Below are 18864 nucleotides of genomic sequence, written 5' to 3'. Positions count from 1 at the left end.
CGCCATGTGGTCGAAAGAGACGGTGGCCGGCAGACCGGCATGGCGGCATGCTCCCTCGGGAGTGGTGTTCCGGGAGGTGCCGGGCGGAACGTTCCGCATGGGCCTGTCCGACGAGGAGCTGGGCGCGCTGCGCGCGATCGACGAGGCCGACGCCTCGGACGACTCCCTCGAGTACTTCCTCGCCGACGCGACGCGCATGCGCCCGGTGCGGGAGGTGCGGGTCGGGCCCTTCCTGCTCGCCCGCCACCCGCTGACGGTCGCGCAGACACGGCACTGGCTGCCCGACTACGAGGACGATTTCGCCGAATCCGACGACACCGTGGCCCGTGTGAAGGATGACGACCTGGACACGGTGCTCGAGGCATTGCCCTTCCGGCTCCCGAGCGAGGCGGAGTGGGAGTACGCGGCCCGCGCGGGCACGACCACGCTCACCTTCCGCGGCGACGGCGTACCGGAGGAGGACGAGATCCTCGACGTCTTCGCCGACGAGAAGCGGGTGGCCGCGTCCGAGAACGCCTTCGGGCTGGCGGCGATGGGATGCGCGAGCGAGGTGTGCGCCGACGTGTGGACACCGCACTTCGAGAACGCGCCGTCGGACGCACGCCCCCGCACGGGCGACGGACCCCGGGCGGTCCGCGGAGGCGGCGGCGACCTCTCCCCGTGGCAGGGCTGCGACGAGTGGCTCCTCCTGCTCTCGGCGTTCCGCTCCGAGCTGGACATGTTCACCGCGATCCGCCCGGTGGCGCCTCTGCCGGTCGCGGGCGGCCGCTAGGCCCCGGCGGGGCCTGCGTCACGGCGGCCGACTGTCACAGATCCTTCACAGCAACATCGTCATATGAACACCTTATGTATGCTCCGGATGCTCCATTCGCACCACTGAGGGGGGAACCTCATGTTCATCCGGCGCACCATGACCGCTGCCGCCACCGGCGCCGCCGTAGCCGCGCTCGCCCTCACGGCGGCGATACCGGCGCACGCCGCCGAGTACTCCTCGGCGCTCAAGATCAAGGGCGTGCAGTACGACGCCCCCGGGCGGGACTCCAACAAGTGCTCCGGCGGGAACACGAAGAACGAGTACCTGACGATCAAGAACTACTCGAAGAAGTCGAAGGTGAACCTGAAGGGCTACAAGGTCAAGGACAAGGCCGGCAACACCTTCGTCTTCAAGTCCAGCCACATCCTCGAGCCGGGTGACTACGTCCACCTGCGCGGCGGCCGGGGCACGGACTCCGACGGCAAGAACGTCGTGTACCGCCAGAACTGCAACTTCATGTGGAACAACGACAACGACACGATCTACCTCTACAAGCCGGGCGGCTCGCCGGCCGACATCCACGCCTACACGAAGAAGGCGCACGACAAGGACGGCAACGGCTACATCAAGTACCACGGCTGACGGCACGTCCGCCTCAGCACGGAAGGGCCCGGGGCCGTCGGCCCCGGGCCCTTCCGCCGTGTCGGCCCGGGCGCGCCCGAGTGCCCCACCGTCCCTCCGCCCGCGACGGACCAACGCCCCCCGCGCGACGGACAACCGGCCCCGCCCGCAGCACACCCCGCACACCGGCACCGCTCGCCTCGCGCGCGGCGATGTCCGTCAGGCCTCGCGCTCCGCGGCCGCGTCGATCTCCGAGATCAGCGCCTCGACGCGAGCCCTGATCTCCTCGCGGATGGGGCGGACGGCCTCGACGCCCAGGCCTGCCGGGTCCTCCAGGGTCCAGTCGAGGTACCTCTTGCCTGGAAAGACCGGGCAGGCGTCACCGCAGCCCATGGTGATGACGTAGTCGGATGCCCGGACGGCGTCGGTGGTGAGGATCTTCGGCGTGGCGGTGGAGATGTCGATGCCGACTTCCCTCATGGCCTCGACGGCGGCCGGGTTGACCTGGTCCCCGGGAACGGAACCGGCGGAGCGGACCTCGACACGGTCGCCGGCCAGGTGGGAGAGGAATCCGGCTGCCATCTGCGAGCGACCGGCGTTGTGCACACAGACGAACAGCACGGAGGCGAGCGGGCTGGTGGGCATCGGTTCTTACCCCTTCGGCTGTGGCATCGACAGGAGGCCGGTCCAGGTTCAACGAATCAGTCTTGGCTGGTATCAGCCTCAACTGATGTGACAGTATCAGCTCATGATGACGTCAGCCGACGCCGATCTGATGCGGGTGCTCGCCGACCCCCTCAGGCTCCGGATCGTGAATCTGCTCGCCCGTGAAACGCTCTGCACCACGCATCTCATGGAGGAGACGGGCGCCAAGCAGACCAACCTCTCCAACCACCTGAAGGTGTTGCGCGAGGCCGGCGTGGTCGAGACCGAGCCGTGCGGCCGGTGGACCTACTACAAGCTCCGGCCGGACGTCATCGAAACCCTGGCCGGCCAGTTCGCCGGTCTTGCCGCCACCGCTCGCGCCGCCGCCGACAACAAGAGGGCCTGCCCGTGACCCGGACCACCGTGACCGCGCGGCCCGCCGAGCCCTCCGTCGTCGCGAGACTGTCGGCCCTGGACCGCTGGCTCGCGGTATGGATCCTCCTTGCCATGGCACTCGGCCTGGGCCTGGGACGTGCCGTCCCCGGTCTGAACGACGTCCTGGCCAAGGTGGAGATCGGTGGCATCTCCCTGCCCATCGCCGTCGGCCTGCTGATCATGATGTACCCGGTCCTGGCCAAGGTGCGTTACGACAGGCTCGATGCCGTCACCAGCGACAAGAAGCTGCTGGTCTCTTCCCTGGTCATCAACTGGCTCGTCGGACCGGCGGTGATGTTCGCGCTGGCGTGGCTCTTCCTGCCGGACCTGCCCGAGTACCGCACCGGCCTCATCATCGTGGGTCTCGCCCGCTGCATCGCCATGGTCATCATCTGGAACGACCTCGCCTGCGGTGACCGCGAGGCCGCCGCCGTCCTCGTCGCTCTCAACAGCGTTTTCCAGGTGCTGGCCTTCGGCCTGCTGGGCTGGTTCTACCTCGACCTGCTGCCCGGCCGGCTCGGCCTAGGTGACGGTCAGCACCTGGACGTCCCCATGGCGAAGATCGCCCTCAACGTCGTCGTCTTCCTCGGCATTCCGCTGATCGCCGGATTCCTCACCCGCCGTATCGGCGAGCGCCGAATGGGCCGCGACGCCTACGAGGCGAAGTTCCTGCCCAGGATCGGTCCTTGGGCCCTTCACGGGCTGCTGTTCACGATCGTCGTCCTCTTCGCCCTGCAGGGGAAGACCATCACCTCCCAGCCGCTGGACGTCGCTCGGATCGCCCTCCCACTGCTGGTGTACTTCGCCCTCATGTGGTTCGGCACCTTCGCCCTCGGCAAGGTGATCGGTCTTGCCTACGACCGCACCGCCACGCTGGCGTTCACCGCGGCCGGCAACAACTTCGAGCTGGCCATCGCCGTTGCCATCGCCACGTTCGGTGTCACCTCCGGTCAGGCTCTGTCCGGTGTGGTCGGCCCTCTCATCGAGGTGCCCGTCCTGGTCGGGCTCGTGTACGTCTCGCTGGCGTGGCGCAGGAAGTTCGCCGTGCGGGGCCGGGCCTGACGCAGCGCGGGAACGTGGTGGTGTTCCGACGTCAGGCCGCGGGCGACGACGCCTTGGTCAGCAGTTGCCCCATCGCGGCGAGCACGGACGGCTCGACCCGGTAGTAGACCCAGGTGCCGCGCCGCTCGGAGGTCAGGAGGCCTGCCTCCTTCAGCTTCTTGAGGTGGTGGGAGACGGTCGGCTGGGAGACACCGACGTCGGAGATGTCGCACACGCACGCCTCGCCGCCCTCGTGCGAGGCGACCGCGGAGAACAGCCGGAGGCGGACGGGATCGCCGAGGGCCTTGAACATGCGGGCGGCCGTCTCGGCTTCCTCGGCGTTCAGGGGCCGCTCGGTCAGCGGCGGGCAGCACGGCGCGACGCTCCGACCGTCGGGTTCGAGGAGCGGCAGGACCTTGGCATTCGACATGCGTCTATGTTGACACATGTCGAATTACGTGGCCAGGGTCACCGGCGCCGGGCAGAGCGTCGATCTGATCCACGATCCACCCCAGTTCGACGAACGTCTATGTTGACGCCTGTCGATACAGGTGCCATGCTGGCTCACGCAAGACATCGACAGAATTCGAAACAGGGGCGCCGCTGAGGTGTGCGATGCCGACTGCCGTGCGGACGCCCGGCGCAGCAGGACGTATCTCGCCCTCGCCCCCTCTCCCCCCTCCGCTGAAGCGCCCGAGCCGCACACGACACAGAGGACCTACCGCCATGGAAACGCAGAACCTGCCCGTCGTGGTCATCGGAGCCGGACCGGTCGGCCTGGCAGCCGCAGCCCACCTGGTCGCGCGGGGCATCGAACCGCTCGTGCTGGAAGCCGGCACCTCAGCGGGCAGCGCCGTGCGGGAGTGGAGCCACGTGCGGCTGTTCTCCACCTGGAGCGAGGTGACCGACCCGGCAGCCGAAAAGCTGCTGGCACCCACCGGCTGGGTCAAGCCCGACCCGGCGTCCTTCCCGTCTGGCGGGGACTGGGCCGAGAGGTACCTTCAGCCGCTTGCCGACGTCCTCGGCGAGCGAGTGCGCACCGGGGCACGGGTGACCGGAGTTTCTCGCGCCGGCCGCGACCGGATCGTCGACGCCGACCGCGCCACACAGCCCTTCGTCGTCCACGTCGCCCACGCCGACGGCCGGGAGGAGAAGGTGCTCGCCCGGGAGGTGATCGACGCCTCCGGTACCTGGACGACGCCCGGTCCGGCCGGTGGCAGCGGTCTGCCCGCACTCGGCGAGAGGGCGGCCGCCGACCGGATCACCTACCGCGTCCCTGATCTGAAGGACCCGGCCGTGAGGACCCGGTACGCGGGCAGGCGCACCGCCGTGATCGGCACCGGTGCCTCCGCCTTCACCGCACTTGCCTACCTCGCCGATCTGGCCCGGGCCGACGACGGCGCAGGCACCCACGCGGTGTGGATCCTGCGCCGCGGTATCTCCGGCTCGACCTTCGGCGGCGGCACCGCCGACCAGCTCCCGGCGCGAGGCGCGCTCGGGCTCGCGGCCAAGGCCGCCGTGGACGACGGTCACGCGGACGCGGTCACCGGCTTCCGTACCGAGGCGATCGAGCGGGACGACGACGGCCGCCTCGTCCTGGTCGCCGAGGACGGCCGCCGCCTGGAGCCGGTGGACGAGGTGATCGTGCTGACCGGCTTCCGGCCGGACCTGTCGTTCCTCTCCGAGATTCGCCTCGGACTGGACGAGCGTCTGCAGGCCCCCATCGCGCTGGCGCCGCTGATCGACCCCAACCAGCACTCCTGCGGCACCGTCTACCCGCACGGCCACCGCGAACTGGCCCACCCGGAAAAGGGCATCTACCTGGTCGGGATGAAGTCCTACGGGCGCGCCCCCACGTTCCTGGCCATGACCGGCTATGAGCAGGTCCGTTCCGTCGTCGCCGCCATCGCCGGAGACACCGAGTCCGCCGACCGGGTCGAACTCACCCTCCCGGAGACCGGGGTGTGCGGTGGAGCCGGGCTCTTCGACGCACCCGCGGCGGAGCAGAGCGGCGACGGCTGCTGCACACCGGCGCCGCAGCTGATCCAGCTCGGCGCGAAGGCGCCTGCCGAGGGGACCTCCGCGGGCGGCTGCTGCGGCTCGTGATCAGTCCCCGCACCCGCCGTGACGGGGCCGCGACCGGAACAGGGGACCGGTCGCGGCCCCGCACGGTCCTGCCCGCCCTCTGCCTCACCCAGATCACCAGTTGGGGCATCGTCCACTACGCCTTCCTTGTCCTGGACCCCCAGGTCGACGCTGAGACCGGCTGGTCCACCAGCACCACCACGGTCGTCCGCTCTTACGGGCACGCTGTGGGCGCGCGTCAGGGGGCATCGAGCCGCAAGCGGTGCTTGGCGGATCGCGGCGAGTTCGGTGCTCCGTTGTTGGGAGTGACTCGGGGAAGGGCATTGCAACCGCGCAGGGGTGCTCGGCTGCCATGCGATTCGGGGCGGTCTCCGGACGCGAGTCCGTCAGCATGTACCGGCGGCGCGGCCGGGTCGGAGCCGTCTCAAGAAGTTGCTGCCGGGCCGATGCTGGATCACCGTTCGCGGGAGTGTGGCGGATGCGGTGAGACAGTCTGTACTTGAAGGAGCTGAGGCCGGGTTCGTCCGGGAGCAGCGAGATCCGGATCCTCTTCGCTTTCGGTCCAGTGCGACGGGCCGTGCTGCTGGTGGCTGGTGACAAGGCCGGAAACTGGCAGCGTTGGTACGACGTCAACATCCCGACCGCCGAGGAGCGCTACCGGGCGCATGTGACCGATCTTGAGACCAGGGAGTACGAATGAGCACAGTCAGCTGGGAGGAGACCAAGCGCAAGGCGCGTGAGCGGCGCGAGGCCGCTGGACTGCCGGTGCGTTCGGCTCAGGAAAAGCAGGCGGCCATGGACAGGCTGACCGCCGAGGTGCGCGCCCACAGGCTGGCAGAGGTCCGGCGTGAACAGGCGTTGACCCAGCGCCAGGCCGCCGCGTCCATGGGAGTCTCTGCTCCTCGCGTCTCCGCGATCGAGCACGGGGAGCTGGACCGGGCCGAGGTGGCGACGCTCCGGGCCTATGTGGAAGCACTCGGTGGCCGACTGCGCGTGATCGCAGATTTCAGGGATACGGAGTACACCGTGGCTTGAGGCGACTGTCATCTACAACGCTCACGGCCTCGACGTCACCGTCCGGAAGGCTCAGGAACAGGCGGCCTGAATGACCTCCGAGAAGCGTTCTGCTGCGAATCTGGCGCGCCGCGAATGACCACCATGAAGCACAGCTCGACCTTGTTCTTCTACGCGTACGCGGCGGTGACGGTGAGTACCCCGGTGATCGTGGAACCCGGCCGTCGTCGGTCGGGGAGTACCGTGAAACCAGGAGGCTTTCGGTTTGCCGTCCCCGGTAGGCAGGCGAGTGCGATGTCCGAACCCCCGCGGGTGACCAGGCTCTTGCCCGACGCCGTGCACCAGGCCATTTCACGACCCGGCACCGCCGTGGTGCGGCTTGAGACGACCCATGACCGGAAGGGCGCGCTCGACGGGGCGTGGTGGCCCCGCTCCCGGGACATCGCCGGTGAACTGCCCGATCTTGTCTCCGCGCTGTCCGAGTACCTCGGGCCGATCACACGTGTCGGTCTCGACACCGACGCCTGGACGAACTGCCGACGCGGATGACGATCGACGGCCGTGTCGTCCACATCGACTCCTTCCCGGTCGGAGACGACACCGTCCTCATCACCCGGGGCGGCAATGATCTCTTCTCGCTGCTGGTGGTTCCGCCGCACACCGCGGCCGACGCGGCGCGCGCGGCCATGGCCGCGGCCGTGCGCGCCGGCAGTCAGACGTCGGCGGAGCAGATCCTCATCGACACCGGCACGGAGCGTGTGGGCCAGGGGCATGCGCCCCAGTCTGCTCTACGCCACGGCCGCCATGAGCCGGGCCGCTGACGACGCGCTCGTAGGGGGCGGCACCACGAGGAGATCCCAACGGCCCGCGGTGTAGGACTGCAGCAGGATCCTGTGCGGGTTGAGCCCCTCGGTGAAACGGTCGACCGCCACCTCGTGACCGTTGACGACTACCACGCCGCGCGGGACAGGCTGCCAGTGCCGGGGATTGACGGCCACGTGGGTGAGCCGGCCCCACAGCGGATCGATCACGTCGGCCAGTTCGCCGAGTTCTCGTGCCAGGTCGCGGGTCCGTGGCCACCAGGCGCCGTCCGGACGGCCGAAGCGGCTGGCGGATCCGAGGACGAGGCGCGCGGCACGTGGTCGGAACGGTGCTGCGTGCGGACGGAGCTGGACGGTGTTCATGATCATGAGGAAAAGCCTGACTGCGGGCCTGCGTCGACTGACGGAGCGCCCGGTGGTGGGCGAGCGAGGACGGGACCGGCGGCGCCGGTGCACGAAAGCCCTCGAAGTCCTCAGGCTACTCCTCGACGAGCCCCGACAAGAGGCTTCGGCCTCATCGGCTGGACTGCCCCGGCGTACGGCTGCTCGGGCGCCGCGAAGAGTAGGCTGGAGAAACCGGGGACACTCCGCGCACGGACATTTCGCGTCTGTGCCGTTTGCGGTGATCGAATACGCCGGGTCGGCTCAGGCCCGCCCGGGGCAGGGTTCGCGTCATGACTGCGACCGTCTCTCCTCCGACGACGTCTGGAGACAGGCGTCCCACATCCCCCGTACGTCTCTCGCTCGCTCCCGCCGGTTCGGCACCGCTCCTGCTCGACGGAGCCTGGTGGCCGCGCTCGCGCGACCTCACCGCCGAACTGCCGGCCCTGGCGTCCGTTCTGGATCCGCTGTGGGGGCGGATCACCCGGGTCACGGTGAACCCCGCCCAGTGGCCGGCCGTCCCGCGCAAGGTGCCTGTCGCCGGTCATGTGGTGAAGGTGGGCTGGTTCCGCTTCGAGCAGGACGAGCACGAGCTGTTGCTGCTCTCCTACCACGCGGGCCGCTGGAACTTGCTGGTCGTTCCCCCGCAGATGCCTCCGGCCGCGGCCGCCTGGCTGATGGCCGCCGCGAGCGATCCGCGCCGGGCGGCGACCGCGAGCAGCCTGCTGGCGGATGCCGGGCGTCTGACGGTGACCGCCGAGGCCGACCGCACCAGGGAAGCGGTGTGGGAGTCCGAAGGAGGACATGGAGCCGATGCTTTCGTCACTTCTCCATGGCTTCGCGTCGCCATCGCCGCGCCGGAGGACCGGCCGGAAAGGGTGTGAGAACCATGGACATCCTGGTGACGGTGATCGTGCTGCTGGCGGTGATCGCGGCAGGCGCGTTCCTCATCCGCCGGCTGAACGCTCAGCACGGGGACAGAAGCGCCGCCTTCCACTACGACCGCGGCGGTGTGGTCGCACCGGATCAGAAGACCAACGACGGGCCGGTCGCAGGCGGACGGTCCCCCGTCGCGAACGACGCCGACGAGCGCCGGGGCCCCCGGTAGGCGCACGCGGACGGCTGCGCCCTGGACGCCGTACCCACGACACCCCCTAGGCGCGGACGCGGGTCCGTCGGAGCGGGGCGCCAGCGTCGTGGAGGCTGGTGAGCGCCAGCCGGTAGGAGGCGACCAGGCCCGTTTCCGCGTAGTCCACGCCCAGGTCCCGGCAGTACCGCCGGACGATGGCGCGGGCCTTGCGCAGGTTGGGGCTGGGCATGCTCGGGAACAGGTGGTGCTCGATCTGGTGGTTCAGGCCACCGAGCGCCAGGTCGGTGAACCGGCCCCCGTTGACGTTGCGCGAGGTGAGCACCTGGCGGCGGAGGAAGTCGGGGCGGTCGTCGGCCGACAGGATCGGCATCCCCTTGTGGTTGGGTGCGAAGGCCGAACCGAGGTAGACGCCGAACAGGCACTGGTGGACGGCGAGGAAGGCGAACGCCATACCGGGCGGCAACACCCAGAACAGAGCGGTCAGGTAGACGGCGCAGTGCGCGAGCAGCAGCGTTCCGTCGAGCGCGCGGCGTTTGAGCCGACGGTTGGCGACGGCCCTGCCGCTCGCCACGTGCAGGTTGAAGCCCTCCAGCGTGAGAAGGGGAAAGAAGAGGAACGCCTGCCAGCGGCCGAGCAGGCGGGGCAGTCCGGTGGCGGCGCGGGCCTGGTCCGGGGACCAGACGAGCAGGTCGGGTCCGATGTCGGGGTCGAGGTTCTCGGTGTTGGGGTTGGCGTGGTGACGGGTGTGCTTGTCCTGCCACCAGCCGTAGCTCATGCCGATCGACGCGCCGGCGATCCGTCCGGACAACTCGCTGGCCCGGCGGCGGCGGAACACCTGCCGGTGGGCCATGTCATGGGCGACCAGGGCGACTTGCCCGTACATCACGGCCAGGAACGCGGCGATCGCCAGTGTCCACCAGGAGGCGCCGACGAGGACGAACGCGGCCCATCCGGTGGCGTAGAGCCCGGTCACGGCGGTGATGCGTAATGTGTAGTAGCCGGGGCGGCGCCCCAGCAGTCCGGCATCCGCGATCTTCTTCGACAGCCGGGCGAAGTCGCTGCCGGGAGTGTCGGGGCGCGTGGCGGTGGTGGCGGCCATAGTCATGAGGACGTCTTCCTGAGAAGCGGGCGGATGACTCGGGTCGGCCCCAGGGCGGATTGGGCGCGGCGAACGGGCGCGTACACGGACGTGCCCGCGGCGGCTCCTACCACCGAGGGGCGCGGGTTCCCCGCCCGGCGGGTCCCGCACGGCCGCGCGGCCCTGCCGCCGCCTCGGGGCCGGGGGCCGGGCTTCTCCCCCGACGCCGGCCGTCTGTCGTCCAGGGCGGTGGCCGTAAGACGAGCGGCCGCTTCCTTCGTCGCCTCCGGCGGGATCACCTGCAGGTCCCAGCGGCCGAGCCCGGGGGAGAGCAGGACGACCCGGTCCGGGGCGTCCGGAGAGGCGGGGGCCTTGTGCAGGCGGACGACCTGGTTGGCGACGAACATGCGCCCCGGCGCCGCCGACCAGGCCGCGGCGTCCACGGTGACGCCGGTGATGTCGCCCCACGCGTTCGGCAGCGCGGCGAGCATCTTCGGGAGCTGTGTCAGAAGATCGCGGGAGTACGGCCACCACACCCCGTCGATCCGGCGCGGCAGCGCGCCGTGCGGCGCGAGACGCAGGCGGACGAGGGGCAGGGACGGGGACGGGGTGGATGGTGCGGTGGGGACTGTGGTGATCACGTGGGATCTCTCTGAGGAGTTGGGTGCCAGCCGGTTCGGCAGGGCACGGCGGCCGACGGTCCGCGGGCCCTGTCGGGCAGGCCGGACGTGGCCGGTGGATCCGGGTGCTGGAGGTCGTGCCTGGCCGCTCTTGCCGGAGGAAAACGCCGAAGACCGCCGCGAGTTCGCGGGAAGGGAGTCGGCGGGCGTATGCGGGGTGGAGAGGGAGACCCTCCCGCGTGACGAATGCCAGTGGATACCGGGGTTGAGCCGGTCCGCCACCGGCGTGCCTGATGCCCTCGGTCTCCTCAGACTACTCCTCGGTGTGTAAGGGCGGCGTGACAGCAGGTCATCGGTGCCGCGGGAGACGGTGGGCGCCTTCGCCGCACCGGCCCGGACCGATGGCCACCACGTCTCATCGCGGCGGTACACGCAGGGCGAGCAGGGCCACGTCGTCGGTGCTGCCGGGCGGCAGGTGGGCGAGCACCTTTCCGCACAGCCTGTCCAGCGGTTCGTCGACGAGCGTGAGGGCGTGCCGGCGCAGCCGGTCCAGGCCCGTGCCGAGATCACTGCCCGGTGTCTCGACGAGCCCGTCCGTGTACAGCAGCAGGGTGGAGCCGGGCTCCAGGGGATGTGTGGCGTCCGGCCGGCCCGCGCCGCCGACGGGTCCGGTGCCGAGGAGCAATCCCTGGCCGGCTTCCAGATAGCACGCGGTGCCGTTCGGGGAGAGGAGCAACGGAGGCGGGTGCCCCGCGCTGGTCCAGCGGAGCGTCCAGGGTCCCGTGTCCGGGTCGCCCTCGACGCGGGCGAGGATCAGGGTGGCCAGCGGGACGGTGGTGATGATCGGCATGGCGGCGTCGAGGCGGTCGACGACGGCGCCGGGCGGTCCCGTGTGGTCCCAGGCCAGTGAACGCAGGATGCCGTGCAGTTGGGCCATGCCGGCCGCCGCGGTCAGGTCGTGGCCCACGACGTCACCGATGACCAGGGCGAGCGCACCGTCCTTCAGCATGAAGGCGTCGTACCAGTCCCCGCCGACCTGCGAGCCCGCAGGTGCGGGCTGGTAGCGGGCGGCCAGCCGGAGGTGCCCGGGCCGGGGCAGCGGGGCGAGCAGGTTGCGCTGCATGGCCTCGGCGACGGCACGCTGACGGCCGTAGCGGCGGGTGTTGTCGATGACCATGCCGACCCGGCGGCCGACGTCACCCACCACCTCCAGGTCCCCTTGGTCGAAGGGATGCGCCGGGTCGGTGCGCACCACCGTCAGCGCCCCGGTGATCCGGTCCCGGGCGCCGAGCGGCACCGTGACGGCAGAGCTCGCGCCCACCGCAGCCAGGAAGCCACTGTGGAGAGCCGCCAGAGGAAGATGCCCGGCGGTCGGGGTGACGGCAGGCACCCGCTCCTGGAGTACGGATCCGCCCCCGGTCAGCACCCGATCCAGCGGCGAGTCCTCCCCCGCACGGGCCTCCTTGGAGGCGGGCGCGCGCCGGCCCTGGAATCCGGCGTCCCGTCCCTCTGGGCCGGTCACCGCCACCCGGTGGACCTCGCCGGAACCGGTCCGCAGGTCCACCGCCGCCCAGTCGGCCAGACGGGGCACGAGCAGGCGCACCAGGCGGGCCAGCGCCTCGTCGGTCTCCAGGGTCTGCCCCAGAACGTCCGTGATCTCCGCGACCAGGGACAGCCGCTCGTTGAGGTCCTCCAGGGCGCGTGTGCGTGCCGTTCGCTCCCGGTGGATGCGGCGGTCCCCGGTGGCGTTTGTGAACAGCAGTGCCATCCCTTTGACGGAGCCGCCCTCCGTCAAGGGGGACGCCGACCAGGAGACAGCCAGCAGGCGACCGTCGTCCCGCAGATATGTGCCACCCTCCCCTTGCGCGCCCTTGCCCTCGGCCAGCGCGTGGAGCAGGGGGCACCGGTCCCGCGGCACCTTGTTGCCATCCGCGTCCCGGTGCAGCAGATCGTGTGCGTCGGCGCCCCGCATCGCCGCGGTCGTGCGGCCCAGCAGCCGCTCGGCCGCCGGGTTCGCGGCGATCACGCGTCCGGCTGTGTCCAGCACCAGCAGCGCCGTGCCCAGCCGCTCGACGACCTGCCGCCAGAAACCCGGCTCGCCCGCCGGCCACCGCCCCACGTCATCACCCACCGCATCTCGCACGGACCCTCCATCGGCTGCCTTCCCGTCGATGGTGCTCCGACGCGGTCCTGCTCGCACGGCATCGGGGCAGTCGGCGCATACCGCGCGGGCACGGCCCACGGGCCGGCCCGTGACCGTCTCGCTGCCGCTCGTCTTCGTCCTGGGCGTCATCGCCTGGGCCGCGATCAAGTTCCTCGGCGTCCGGCCCTTCCGGCGCAGCACCTTCGGGCGGAAGTGGCGGCGGGCGCGGGAGGTCGTCGGTATGCCCCAGGGCTTCCGGTTTTACGACCTCCGGCACACCGGGCACACGCTCTTCACGCGCTCCGGGGCCACGCTCAAAGACACCATGGTCCGCGTCGGGCAGTCTTCGGAGAAGGCGGCGCTGATGTACCAGCACTCCGACCACGAGCGACAGCAGGAAGTCGCTGCGGGACTCGACGCGACTGTCCGCAAGGCACGTCAGGTTGCACGGGAAGCTGCTGCCGTGCCAGGTACGTCAGAAGAGCGCCAGCTCGCCAAGGGGTAAGGTTCCGGCGCCTAGGGGGAGAAGACAGTATTCAGATGCTGGCGAATGCGGACAGCAGAGTGTCGGTTCGGAGCTGGAGCTCAGGCGTCTCGACTCCGGTGACGCTGACGGACATCACCTCGCTGCCCACAGAGCGGGCGAAGCTGACTTCCAGGGTGGCGCTCGTGCCGGCGAGCGGATACGAGTACCAGCCGTCGGACTTCTCGTCGTCGGTGTCCCGGACACCGGTTTCGATGGTGTCCCAGTCGGTGTCGTCGAATGCGTAGTCGACGTAGCGGGACAGCAGTTCCAGGAAGGCACGCAGGTTGCGATCCATGATCCATCCGGCGATCTGCTTGCTCATGTCCTCCCCCAGCGATCCAGACGATCAGTGTCCTGGCACGAATCTGGCACTCGGCGAGTGGTCACAGCGGACAGCAAAACGGCCCAGGTCTTTGACCTGGGCCTTCTTCATGGAGCGGGTGACGAGAATCGAACTCGCGCTCTCAGCTTGGGAAGCTGATGTTCTACCATTAAACTACACCCGCGCAAGATCCAGAACCGCTCCACCGGGAGTGGTCCGGACGCTCGCTCACTGTACCTCATCGCAGGCCCCCGGTGTCCAAGACCCGGGGGCCTGACGGTGTTTCAGGGTGTGGAAGCGGCTGCGGCGGGCACACGGCGGGGCGTAGCGTGAGGGCGTGGGGTGCGTCCGGGGTGCCGCCTGGAGGACCGTTCCTTTCATCCCGTAACGTGGCTTTTGTCGTCAGGGCAGCAAGCCAGACGCGGCTCTTGGGGAAGGGACTCTTGGACTTGATGGAGCGCACCGTCGTCCGCTGTGCCGATGGGCACGTGTTCACCGCCGCCTCGTTCCCGATGCAGCAGGCCGAGCGCCTCGGGCCCGGCCGGCTGCTGCGGTGTCCGCGCTGTGCGCGGCTTCGCAGCGTCGTGCCGGTGACCTTGCAGAAGCGGTGACGCAGACACACGGGCGGCCGACGCGGTAGGGAAACCGCAGACAGAGGGCACAGGCGCGCGGGGCGGCCGGTTTCGGTCGCCCCGCGCGCCTTGCGTATTCTCGGGGCGTGCTTCTCTCAGACAAGGACATCCGGGCCGAGATCGACGCCGGGCGGGTGCGGATCGATCCCTACGACGCATCCATGGTGCAGCCGTCCAGCATCGACGTACGTCTCGACCGCTACTTCCGGGTGTTCGAGAACCACCGCTACCCCCACATCGACCCCTCGGTCGAGCAGGCGGACCTCACCCGGCTCGTGGAGCCGGAGGGGGACGAGCCGTTCATCCTGCACCCGGGCGAGTTCGTGCTGGCCAGCACGTACGAGGTCATCACGCTGCCCGACGACCTCGCCTCGCGCCTCGAGGGCAAGAGCTCGCTGGGCCGGCTCGGGCTGGTGACGCACTCCACCGCCGGGTTCATCGACCCCGGGTTCTCCGGGCACGTGACGCTGGAGCTGAGCAACCTCGCCACGCTTCCCATCAAGCTCTGGCCCGGTATGAAGATCGGACAGCTCTGTATGTTCCGGCTCAGCTCGCCGGCCGAGCACCCGTACGGCAGTGAGCGGTACGGCTCCCGTTACCAGGGGCAGCGCGGGCCCACGGCCTCGCGGTCCTACCTCAACTTCCACCGGACGCAGGTGTGAGCGGCATGCGCGAGAACCTCAGCTACGAGCAGTTCGGCGTCGCCGTCCGCGAGCTCGCCCAGACCATCGCCGACGACGGCTACCAGCCGGACGTGGTGCTGAGCATCGCCCGCGGTGGCGTCTTCGTCGCCGGCGGCCTCGCCTACGCGCTCGACTGCAAGAACATCCACCTGGTGAACGTGGAGTTCTACACCGGCGTCGGGACGACCCTCGAGATGCCCGTCATGCTCGCGCCCGTCCCCAACGCGATCGACTTCACCGACAAGAAGGTGCTGATCGCCGACGACGTCGCCGACACCGGCAAGACCCTCAAACTGGTCCGCGACTTCTGCCTCGACGCCGTCGCCGAGGTGCGCAGCGCCGTCATCTACGAGAAGACGCAGTCGCTGGTGAAGTGCGAGTACGTGTGGAAGCGCACCGACGAGTGGATCAACTTCCCGTGGAGTGTCCTGCCTCCCGTGCACACGTCGGGTCAGGCGCCGAGGGAGAACAGGGAAGCGCTCTGACCCCTGGAGTCGCTCGCTGCCGGCTTCCCTGAGCCGGATCGGCGCGGCGCCCCTTTGCCCCTCCCCACGTGCGTCGCGTGGCCCGGTGCAGGGCAATTCAGGAACGGGCGGCTTCGTCCACTGTCCGTCGTACTTCCAGGATCTTGTCGACGCCGGTGAGCTCGTAGAGCCGCCGGACCTGCCGTGACGGCGCGACCACGCGCAGGGTGCCCCGCTGGTGGGTGAGGATCAGCAGGTTCAGGAACGTCGAGTCCGCGAAGGTGACGCCGGAGGCCTCCAGCACCACCTTCGGATGCCGTCCGACGGCGGCCTTCAGCGCGTTCGCCAAGGGCCTGATCGTCTGCATGTCGAAGGAGCCGTGCGCGGTGACCACCCAGGCGCCGTGCCACTCGTACTGATGCACCGAGGCCTGTTCGGGAACACGCTCGATGGCCTGTCTCGGCTTCGGCTTCCCGTCGGCGGCACTCATGAGCGTCGGCGAGACGGCCTCGTCCCAGGGCACCATCGGGCTCCTCCTGCTGTGCCGCTCCCCCAGGGGAGCAGTCATCGGTTACCGGAAAAGTATGTCATGTATCTGTGTTCCGGCAAGGATGAGCCGTAAAATGCGGGGCATGGCTGGAGTGCCCGAACCTCACACCGGATGGACGTTCGTCACCAATCACGCGCGTGTACTCGCGGTCATCGCCGATAACCCGAACGTCCGGATCCGCGACATCGCCGCCCACTGCAGGCTCACCGAGCGTGCCGTCCAGCGGATCATTTCCGATCTCGAACAGGACGGTTACCTCTCCCACACTCGCGACGGGCGCACGAACACCTACCGCATCGAGCCGGACAAGGTGCTGCGCCACCCGGCGGAAGCCGGCCTCCCGGTGGCGTCTCTGCTGTCCCTGCTCGTGCAGGACGAGAGCGAACGCGTCGGGAAGCCGGTTGCTCAGCACACGGGGTTGGGGTCGAGCGCTGTGAGGTAGTGCCGGGGCACCCCTGCCGGCCACCGAGGACCGGTCACAGCACCACCACGATCTTCCCCCGCACATGCCCGCCCTCCGAGTGGGCGTGCGCCTGCGCGATCTCCTCCAGCGGGTACGTCCGCTCCACGCGCGGGGTGTAACGGCCCCGCTCGCCGAGCGCGGCCGCCTCGGCCAGGTACGCCGGGTCGTTGACCGCGTCGGCCACCCGTACGCCCAGGCGCCCCGCGTTCCGGTGGTCCGCGACGGTCACCACGCGGGACGGGTCGCCCGCGATCTCCACGAGTTCCCCGAGCGAGCCCGACGCGGCGGTGTCGAGCACCAGGTCGACGCCCTGCGGCGCCACGGCCGCCAGCCGCTCCGCGAGGCCCGCCCCGTACGTCGTGGGGAGCGCGCCCAGGGCAGTGAGGAACGCGTGGTTGTGCGCGCCCGCCGTCCCGATCACCGTGGCCCCCGCGGCGACCGCCAGCTCGACCGCCGCACCGCCGACCCCTCCGGCGGCGCCCTCGACCAGGAGGGTACGGCCGGACAGCGGGCCGAGCGCCTTCAAGCCGCTCAGCGCCGTCACGGAGGCCAGGGCCGCCCCGGCCGCCTCCTCGTCGCTCCATGCCGCGGGCGCCGGCGCCCAGGCCGACAGCACCGCCAGTTCCGCCGTCGCGCCCGTCACCCCGCCGAGCCCGAAGACGCGGTCTCCGATGCCGACGCCCTCCACTCCCTCGCCGATCCGGTCCACCCGGCCCACGGCGTCCCGGCCGGGGACCGCCGGCAGGTCGACGGGCAGAAGGTCCCGCACGGCGCCGCTGCGCACCTTCCAGTCGACCGGGTTGACGCTCGCCGCGGCGACCCGGATCCGTATCTCGCCGGGGCCCGGCGTCGGGTCGGGGGCCTCCTCGACGGTGAGCACCGTGGGGTCGCCGTACTCGTGGTAGCGGGCTGCGCGCATGATGGTCTGCCTCCTGGGGCCGGAAAAGCCGGAATGACTTCGACAGCCGCGACGCTAGGACCTGACGTCGGCGTCAGGTGCAAGTCGCACGTCGGGTGACGGCCGTCGATCGGAGGGCGCGCATGCGGATCGGTGAGGTGGCGCGGAGGGCCGGGGTGAGTGTCCGGGCGCTCCGCTACTACGAGGAGCAGGGGCTGCTGCCCGCCGAGCGCGGCCCCGGAGGCCAGCGGCACTACCCCGGTTCCGCCGTCGACCGGGTCGGCCTGATCCGGCAGCTGTTCGCCGCCGGGCTGGCCAGCCGCTCCGTGCGGAAGGTGCTGCCGAGCGTGTACTCGGGCACGGTCGCGCCGGGACTCCTGGAGCATCTGGAGAGCGAGCGGGCGCGGATCGACGAGCGCATCGCGCAGCTGTCCGCCGCACGCGAGCGGCTCGACGCCGTGATCGCCAACACCCGTAACCCGCCGCCGGAATGCCGCAGCCCACGGGAGTGAGAACGAGTGAGGGGCTCCCCCGGGGAGCCCCTCACACCACCGCGTCCGTCCGTCAGAACGTGCCCAGCTTCACGATCGACAGCAGCGCGACCAGCTGGATGGACGACGCGCCCAGGGCCTTCGGCCAGGGCAGGTCGTGGGAGCGGCTCACCATCAGGGTGAGCAGCGCGCCGCCCGCCACCCAGGTGGCCCAGCCGAGAAGCTGCACGAACATCGCGTCGCCGCCCGCGAACATGGCGAACACCAGACGCGGGGCGTCGCTGATGGACATGATCAGCATGGACAGGCCGACCGTGGGCTGCCAGGCGCCGTTGCCGCCGAGCTGGCGGGCCAGCGTGTGGGTGACCATGCCGAGGACGAACGCGCTGATCACCATCGCCACGGCCGTCGTCAGCACGATCGGGATGGCGTTGGACAGCGTCGCGTTGATCGCGTCCTCGCGGGCGCCGTCGAAGCCGAAGACGGCGAGCAGGCCGTAGAGGAACGTCACGACCAGGGCGGGGCCCCACATCGTGTAGTCGCGCATCTGCAGGAACGTCTGCTGCGGCGACAGGACGACGCCCTTCAGCAGGGCCTTCCAGTGCAGCCGCGGGCCGACCGGGCCGGCGGGCGGCTGGTAGACGTCGTCCTGGTGGTACGGGTCGTCGATGGAGAACGCCTGCGTGTGGCCGGGGTTGTTGGCTGCGTACGGGTCGTGCGGGGCGCCCTGCGGTCCGGCGGGGTAGCCGCCGTCACCGAAGTACTCGGGCTCGCCGTGCCCGCCGTGACCCCCGCGCCCGCCGTAGCCGCCCGGGCCGCCGTGACCGGCGTGCGGCTGCGGCCAGGGGCTTCCGCCGCCCGCGCCCTGCCCGTAGGCGGGCGGCTGCGGTGCCGGGGGGTAGCCGTACGACGGCGTCTGCGGCGTCTGCCGCCCGTGCGGGGGGTGAGGCGGTCGCCCCTGAGGCGCACCGTCGTTGTTCCGTCCGCGTCCGATCCTGAATCCAGCCACGTCCTTGAACGTACCTGTTCCCGGGCGGTCGTGTGCCGGGCCCCGGCCCCGCGGACGGGCATTGCTGCCGAGCTGTGACATCCCCTAAGGGGAGTACC

General features: G+C 70.4%; 23 protein-coding genes, 1 tRNA gene and 3 pseudogenes. 16 read left to right on the top strand and 11 right to left on the bottom strand.

Annotated elements, in window-relative coordinates:
- The first annotated feature begins 4 nt into the window (after window positions 1-4).
- Together ELQ39_RS14955 and ELQ39_RS14950 are read left to right on the top strand one after the other, a co-directional pair.
- Window positions 5-772 (top strand): formylglycine-generating enzyme family protein, encoded by a 768-nt coding sequence (locus ELQ39_RS14955; protein WP_242592184.1) that lies wholly within the window; start codon window positions 5-7, stop codon window positions 770-772.
- Between the two features lie 120 nt (window positions 773-892).
- Window positions 893-1396 (top strand): lamin tail domain-containing protein, encoded by a 504-nt coding sequence (locus tag ELQ39_RS14950; RefSeq protein ID WP_242592183.1) that lies wholly within the window; start codon window positions 893-895, stop codon window positions 1394-1396.
- A gap of 198 nt (window positions 1397-1594) precedes the next feature.
- On the opposite strand, the gene ELQ39_RS14945 is transcribed toward ELQ39_RS14950, so the two are convergent.
- On the bottom strand, window positions 1595-2020 hold the full coding sequence (locus ELQ39_RS14945) for an arsenate reductase ArsC (RefSeq protein WP_242592182.1): 426 nt from the start codon (window positions 2018-2020) through the stop codon (window positions 1595-1597).
- Between the two features lie 103 nt (window positions 2021-2123).
- Between ELQ39_RS14945 and ELQ39_RS14940 the strand changes: the two genes are divergently transcribed.
- Together ELQ39_RS14940 and arsB are read left to right on the top strand one after the other, a co-directional pair.
- A complete protein-coding gene (locus ELQ39_RS14940) occupies window positions 2124-2432 on the top strand; it encodes an ArsR/SmtB family transcription factor (RefSeq protein ID WP_242592181.1) in 309 nt (102 codons plus the stop codon).
- Window positions 2423-3517, top strand: a complete 1095-nt coding sequence (gene arsB / locus ELQ39_RS14935; protein WP_277995088.1) for an ACR3 family arsenite efflux transporter — start codon at window positions 2423-2425, stop codon at window positions 3515-3517. Before ELQ39_RS14940 ends, arsB begins: the two co-directional genes overlap by 10 nt.
- Window positions 3518-3548: 31 nt before the next feature.
- On the opposite strand, the gene ELQ39_RS14930 is transcribed toward arsB, so the two are convergent.
- Window positions 3549-3926 carry an ArsR/SmtB family transcription factor gene (locus tag ELQ39_RS14930; RefSeq protein ID WP_242592180.1) on the bottom strand — a complete coding sequence of 126 codons (378 nt, stop codon included), beginning with the start codon at window positions 3924-3926 and terminating at the stop codon, window positions 3549-3551.
- 296 nt (window positions 3927-4222) lie between these two features.
- On the opposite strand from ELQ39_RS14930, the gene ELQ39_RS14920 reads away from it, so the two are divergent.
- From ELQ39_RS14920 to ELQ39_RS14900, 4 genes and pseudogenes are all read left to right on the top strand, one after another.
- Complete coding sequence (locus ELQ39_RS14920) at window positions 4223-5602, top strand: NAD(P)-binding domain-containing protein (RefSeq protein ID WP_242592179.1); 1380 nt, start codon at window positions 4223-4225, stop codon at window positions 5600-5602.
- A 475-nt stretch (window positions 5603-6077) separates the two neighbouring features.
- Window positions 6078-6281, top strand: a pseudogene (locus tag ELQ39_RS14910) (type II toxin-antitoxin system RelE/ParE family toxin); the annotation flags it as partial.
- On the top strand, window positions 6278-6616 hold the full coding sequence (locus ELQ39_RS14905) for an XRE family transcriptional regulator (RefSeq protein WP_242592177.1): 339 nt from the start codon (window positions 6278-6280) through the stop codon (window positions 6614-6616). The pseudogene ELQ39_RS14910 and the gene ELQ39_RS14905, both read left to right, overlap by 4 nt.
- A gap of 273 nt (window positions 6617-6889) precedes the next feature.
- Window positions 6890-7416 (top strand): annotated as a pseudogene (locus tag ELQ39_RS14900) (DUF5994 family protein).
- Here the strand turns inward: ELQ39_RS14900 and ELQ39_RS14895 are convergent.
- Window positions 7384-7785: a DUF5994 family protein gene (locus tag ELQ39_RS14895; RefSeq protein WP_242592176.1), complete on the bottom strand. Its 402-nt coding sequence runs from the start codon at window positions 7783-7785 to the stop codon at window positions 7384-7386. The pseudogene ELQ39_RS14900 and the gene ELQ39_RS14895 overlap by 33 nt on opposite strands.
- 305 nt (window positions 7786-8090) lie before the next feature.
- Between ELQ39_RS14895 and ELQ39_RS14890 the strand changes: the two genes are divergently transcribed.
- Complete coding sequence (locus tag ELQ39_RS14890) at window positions 8091-8681, top strand: DUF5994 family protein (RefSeq protein WP_242592175.1); 591 nt, start codon at window positions 8091-8093, stop codon at window positions 8679-8681.
- 5 nt (window positions 8682-8686) lie between these two features.
- On the top strand, window positions 8687-8905 hold the full coding sequence (locus tag ELQ39_RS14885; protein WP_242592174.1) for a hypothetical protein: 219 nt from the start codon (window positions 8687-8689) through the stop codon (window positions 8903-8905).
- 46 nt (window positions 8906-8951) lie between these two features.
- On the opposite strand, the gene ELQ39_RS14880 is transcribed toward ELQ39_RS14885, so the two are convergent.
- From ELQ39_RS14880 to ELQ39_RS14870, 3 genes are all read right to left on the bottom strand, one after another.
- Entirely contained in the window at window positions 8952-9992 is a 1041-nt protein-coding gene (locus tag ELQ39_RS14880; RefSeq protein ID WP_242592173.1) for a fatty acid desaturase family protein, read from the bottom strand.
- On the bottom strand, window positions 9989-10606 hold the full coding sequence (locus ELQ39_RS14875) for a DUF5994 family protein (RefSeq protein ID WP_242592172.1): 618 nt from the start codon (window positions 10604-10606) through the stop codon (window positions 9989-9991). The genes ELQ39_RS14880 and ELQ39_RS14875 overlap by 4 nt, the downstream gene beginning before the upstream one ends.
- 394 nt (window positions 10607-11000) lie before the next feature.
- Window positions 11001-12728: a SpoIIE family protein phosphatase gene (locus tag ELQ39_RS14870; protein ID WP_242592171.1), complete on the bottom strand. Its 1728-nt coding sequence runs from the start codon at window positions 12726-12728 to the stop codon at window positions 11001-11003.
- A 181-nt stretch (window positions 12729-12909) separates the two neighbouring features.
- Here ELQ39_RS14870 and ELQ39_RS14865 point away from each other — a divergent pair.
- Window positions 12910-13233 (top strand): annotated as a pseudogene (locus tag ELQ39_RS14865) (tyrosine-type recombinase/integrase); the annotation flags it as partial.
- A gap of 31 nt (window positions 13234-13264) precedes the next feature.
- On the opposite strand, the gene ELQ39_RS14860 reads toward ELQ39_RS14865, so the two are convergent.
- Both ELQ39_RS14860 and ELQ39_RS14855 read right to left on the bottom strand, forming a co-directional pair.
- Complete coding sequence (locus tag ELQ39_RS14860) at window positions 13265-13576, bottom strand: hypothetical protein (RefSeq protein WP_242592170.1); 312 nt, start codon at window positions 13574-13576, stop codon at window positions 13265-13267.
- 110 nt (window positions 13577-13686) lie between these two features.
- A tRNA-Gly gene (locus tag ELQ39_RS14855) sits at window positions 13687-13760 on the bottom strand.
- Between the two features lie 268 nt (window positions 13761-14028).
- Between ELQ39_RS14855 and ELQ39_RS14850 the strand changes: the two genes are divergently transcribed.
- The 3 genes from ELQ39_RS14850 (at window position 14029) to ELQ39_RS14840 (ending at window position 15376) form a co-directional block, all read left to right on the top strand.
- Window positions 14029-14187, top strand: a complete 159-nt coding sequence (locus ELQ39_RS14850) for a hypothetical protein (RefSeq protein ID WP_168713453.1) — start codon at window positions 14029-14031, stop codon at window positions 14185-14187.
- 107 nt (window positions 14188-14294) lie between these two features.
- Entirely contained in the window at window positions 14295-14870 is a 576-nt protein-coding gene (dcd, locus tag ELQ39_RS14845; protein ID WP_086702907.1) for a dCTP deaminase, read from the top strand.
- Window positions 14871-14875: 5 nt separating this feature from the next.
- The gene (locus tag ELQ39_RS14840; RefSeq protein WP_225627211.1) at window positions 14876-15376 is read left to right on the top strand and encodes a phosphoribosyltransferase; all 501 of its coding nucleotides are present in this window, start codon (window positions 14876-14878) and stop codon (window positions 15374-15376) included.
- A gap of 97 nt (window positions 15377-15473) precedes the next feature.
- On the opposite strand, the gene ELQ39_RS14835 is transcribed toward ELQ39_RS14840, so the two are convergent.
- Window positions 15474-15923 (bottom strand): STAS domain-containing protein, encoded by a 450-nt coding sequence (locus tag ELQ39_RS14835; protein WP_242592169.1) that lies wholly within the window; start codon window positions 15921-15923, stop codon window positions 15474-15476.
- A gap of 64 nt (window positions 15924-15987) precedes the next feature.
- Here ELQ39_RS14835 and ELQ39_RS14830 point away from each other — a divergent pair, with 64 nt between their 5' ends.
- Window positions 15988-16347 (top strand): helix-turn-helix transcriptional regulator, encoded by a 360-nt coding sequence (locus tag ELQ39_RS14830; RefSeq protein WP_242592168.1) that lies wholly within the window; start codon window positions 15988-15990, stop codon window positions 16345-16347.
- 34 nt (window positions 16348-16381) lie between these two features.
- Here ELQ39_RS14830 and ELQ39_RS14825 read toward each other — a convergent pair whose 3' ends face one another.
- Window positions 16382-17287 carry an NADP-dependent oxidoreductase gene (locus ELQ39_RS14825; RefSeq protein ID WP_225643873.1) on the bottom strand — a complete coding sequence of 302 codons (906 nt, stop codon included), beginning with the start codon at window positions 17285-17287 and terminating at the stop codon, window positions 16382-16384.
- A gap of 122 nt (window positions 17288-17409) precedes the next feature.
- On the opposite strand from ELQ39_RS14825, the gene ELQ39_RS14820 reads away from it, so the two are divergent.
- The gene (locus ELQ39_RS14820; RefSeq protein WP_242592167.1) at window positions 17410-17778 is read left to right on the top strand and encodes a MerR family transcriptional regulator; all 369 of its coding nucleotides are present in this window, start codon (window positions 17410-17412) and stop codon (window positions 17776-17778) included.
- A 52-nt stretch (window positions 17779-17830) separates the two neighbouring features.
- Here the strand turns inward: ELQ39_RS14820 and ELQ39_RS14815 are convergent, their stop codons facing one another.
- The gene (locus tag ELQ39_RS14815; protein ID WP_242592166.1) at window positions 17831-18847 is read right to left on the bottom strand and encodes a Yip1 family protein; all 1017 of its coding nucleotides are present in this window, start codon (window positions 18845-18847) and stop codon (window positions 17831-17833) included.
- Window positions 18848-18864: the final 17 nt, after the last annotated feature.

The sequence above is a fragment of the Streptomyces sp. GB4-14 genome (assembly GCF_022696125.1).
In the GTDB taxonomy this organism is placed as follows: domain Bacteria; phylum Actinomycetota; class Actinomycetes; order Streptomycetales; family Streptomycetaceae; genus Streptomyces; species Streptomyces werraensis.
This window is presented reverse-complemented; position numbering and strand designations above follow the sequence as displayed.

What these genes read in the sequence shown, in the direction of transcription:
- ELQ39_RS14895 (WP_242592176.1), bottom strand. Translation starts at nt 7,785, where the DNA reads ATGATCATGAACACCGTCCAGCTCCGTCCGCACGCAGCACCGTTCCGA.
- ELQ39_RS14885 (WP_242592174.1), top strand. Translation starts at nt 8,687, where the DNA reads ATGGACATCCTGGTGACGGTGATCGTGCTGCTGGCGGTGATCGCGGCA.
- ELQ39_RS14815 (WP_242592166.1), bottom strand. Translation starts at nt 18,847, where the DNA reads ATGTCACAGCTCGGCAGCAATGCCCGTCCGCGGGGCCGGGGCCCGGCA.
- ELQ39_RS14905 (WP_242592177.1), top strand. Translation starts at nt 6,278, where the DNA reads ATGAGCACAGTCAGCTGGGAGGAGACCAAGCGCAAGGCGCGTGAGCGG.
- ELQ39_RS14930 (WP_242592180.1), bottom strand. Translation starts at nt 3,926, where the DNA reads ATGTCGAATGCCAAGGTCCTGCCGCTCCTCGAACCCGACGGTCGGAGC.
- ELQ39_RS14825 (WP_225643873.1), bottom strand. Translation starts at nt 17,287, where the DNA reads ATGCGCGCAGCCCGCTACCACGAGTACGGCGACCCCACGGTGCTCACC.
- ELQ39_RS14950 (WP_242592183.1), top strand. Translation starts at nt 893, where the DNA reads ATGTTCATCCGGCGCACCATGACCGCTGCCGCCACCGGCGCCGCCGTA.
- ELQ39_RS14890 (WP_242592175.1), top strand. Translation starts at nt 8,091, where the DNA reads ATGACTGCGACCGTCTCTCCTCCGACGACGTCTGGAGACAGGCGTCCC.
- ELQ39_RS14945 (WP_242592182.1), bottom strand. Translation starts at nt 2,020, where the DNA reads ATGCCCACCAGCCCGCTCGCCTCCGTGCTGTTCGTCTGTGTGCACAAC.
- ELQ39_RS14860 (WP_242592170.1), bottom strand. Translation starts at nt 13,576, where the DNA reads ATGAGCAAGCAGATCGCCGGATGGATCATGGATCGCAACCTGCGTGCC.
- ELQ39_RS14850 (WP_168713453.1), top strand. Translation starts at nt 14,029, where the DNA reads ATGGAGCGCACCGTCGTCCGCTGTGCCGATGGGCACGTGTTCACCGCC.
- ELQ39_RS14920 (WP_242592179.1), top strand. Translation starts at nt 4,223, where the DNA reads ATGGAAACGCAGAACCTGCCCGTCGTGGTCATCGGAGCCGGACCGGTC.
- ELQ39_RS14880 (WP_242592173.1), bottom strand. Translation starts at nt 9,992, where the DNA reads ATGACTATGGCCGCCACCACCGCCACGCGCCCCGACACTCCCGGCAGC.
- ELQ39_RS14840 (WP_225627211.1), top strand. Translation starts at nt 14,876, where the DNA reads ATGCGCGAGAACCTCAGCTACGAGCAGTTCGGCGTCGCCGTCCGCGAG.
- ELQ39_RS14835 (WP_242592169.1), bottom strand. Translation starts at nt 15,923, where the DNA reads ATGACTGCTCCCCTGGGGGAGCGGCACAGCAGGAGGAGCCCGATGGTG.
- ELQ39_RS14830 (WP_242592168.1), top strand. Translation starts at nt 15,988, where the DNA reads ATGGCTGGAGTGCCCGAACCTCACACCGGATGGACGTTCGTCACCAAT.
- ELQ39_RS14940 (WP_242592181.1), top strand. Translation starts at nt 2,124, where the DNA reads ATGATGACGTCAGCCGACGCCGATCTGATGCGGGTGCTCGCCGACCCC.
- ELQ39_RS14955 (WP_242592184.1), top strand. Translation starts at nt 5, where the DNA reads ATGTGGTCGAAAGAGACGGTGGCCGGCAGACCGGCATGGCGGCATGCT.
- ELQ39_RS14820 (WP_242592167.1), top strand. Translation starts at nt 17,410, where the DNA reads ATGCGGATCGGTGAGGTGGCGCGGAGGGCCGGGGTGAGTGTCCGGGCG.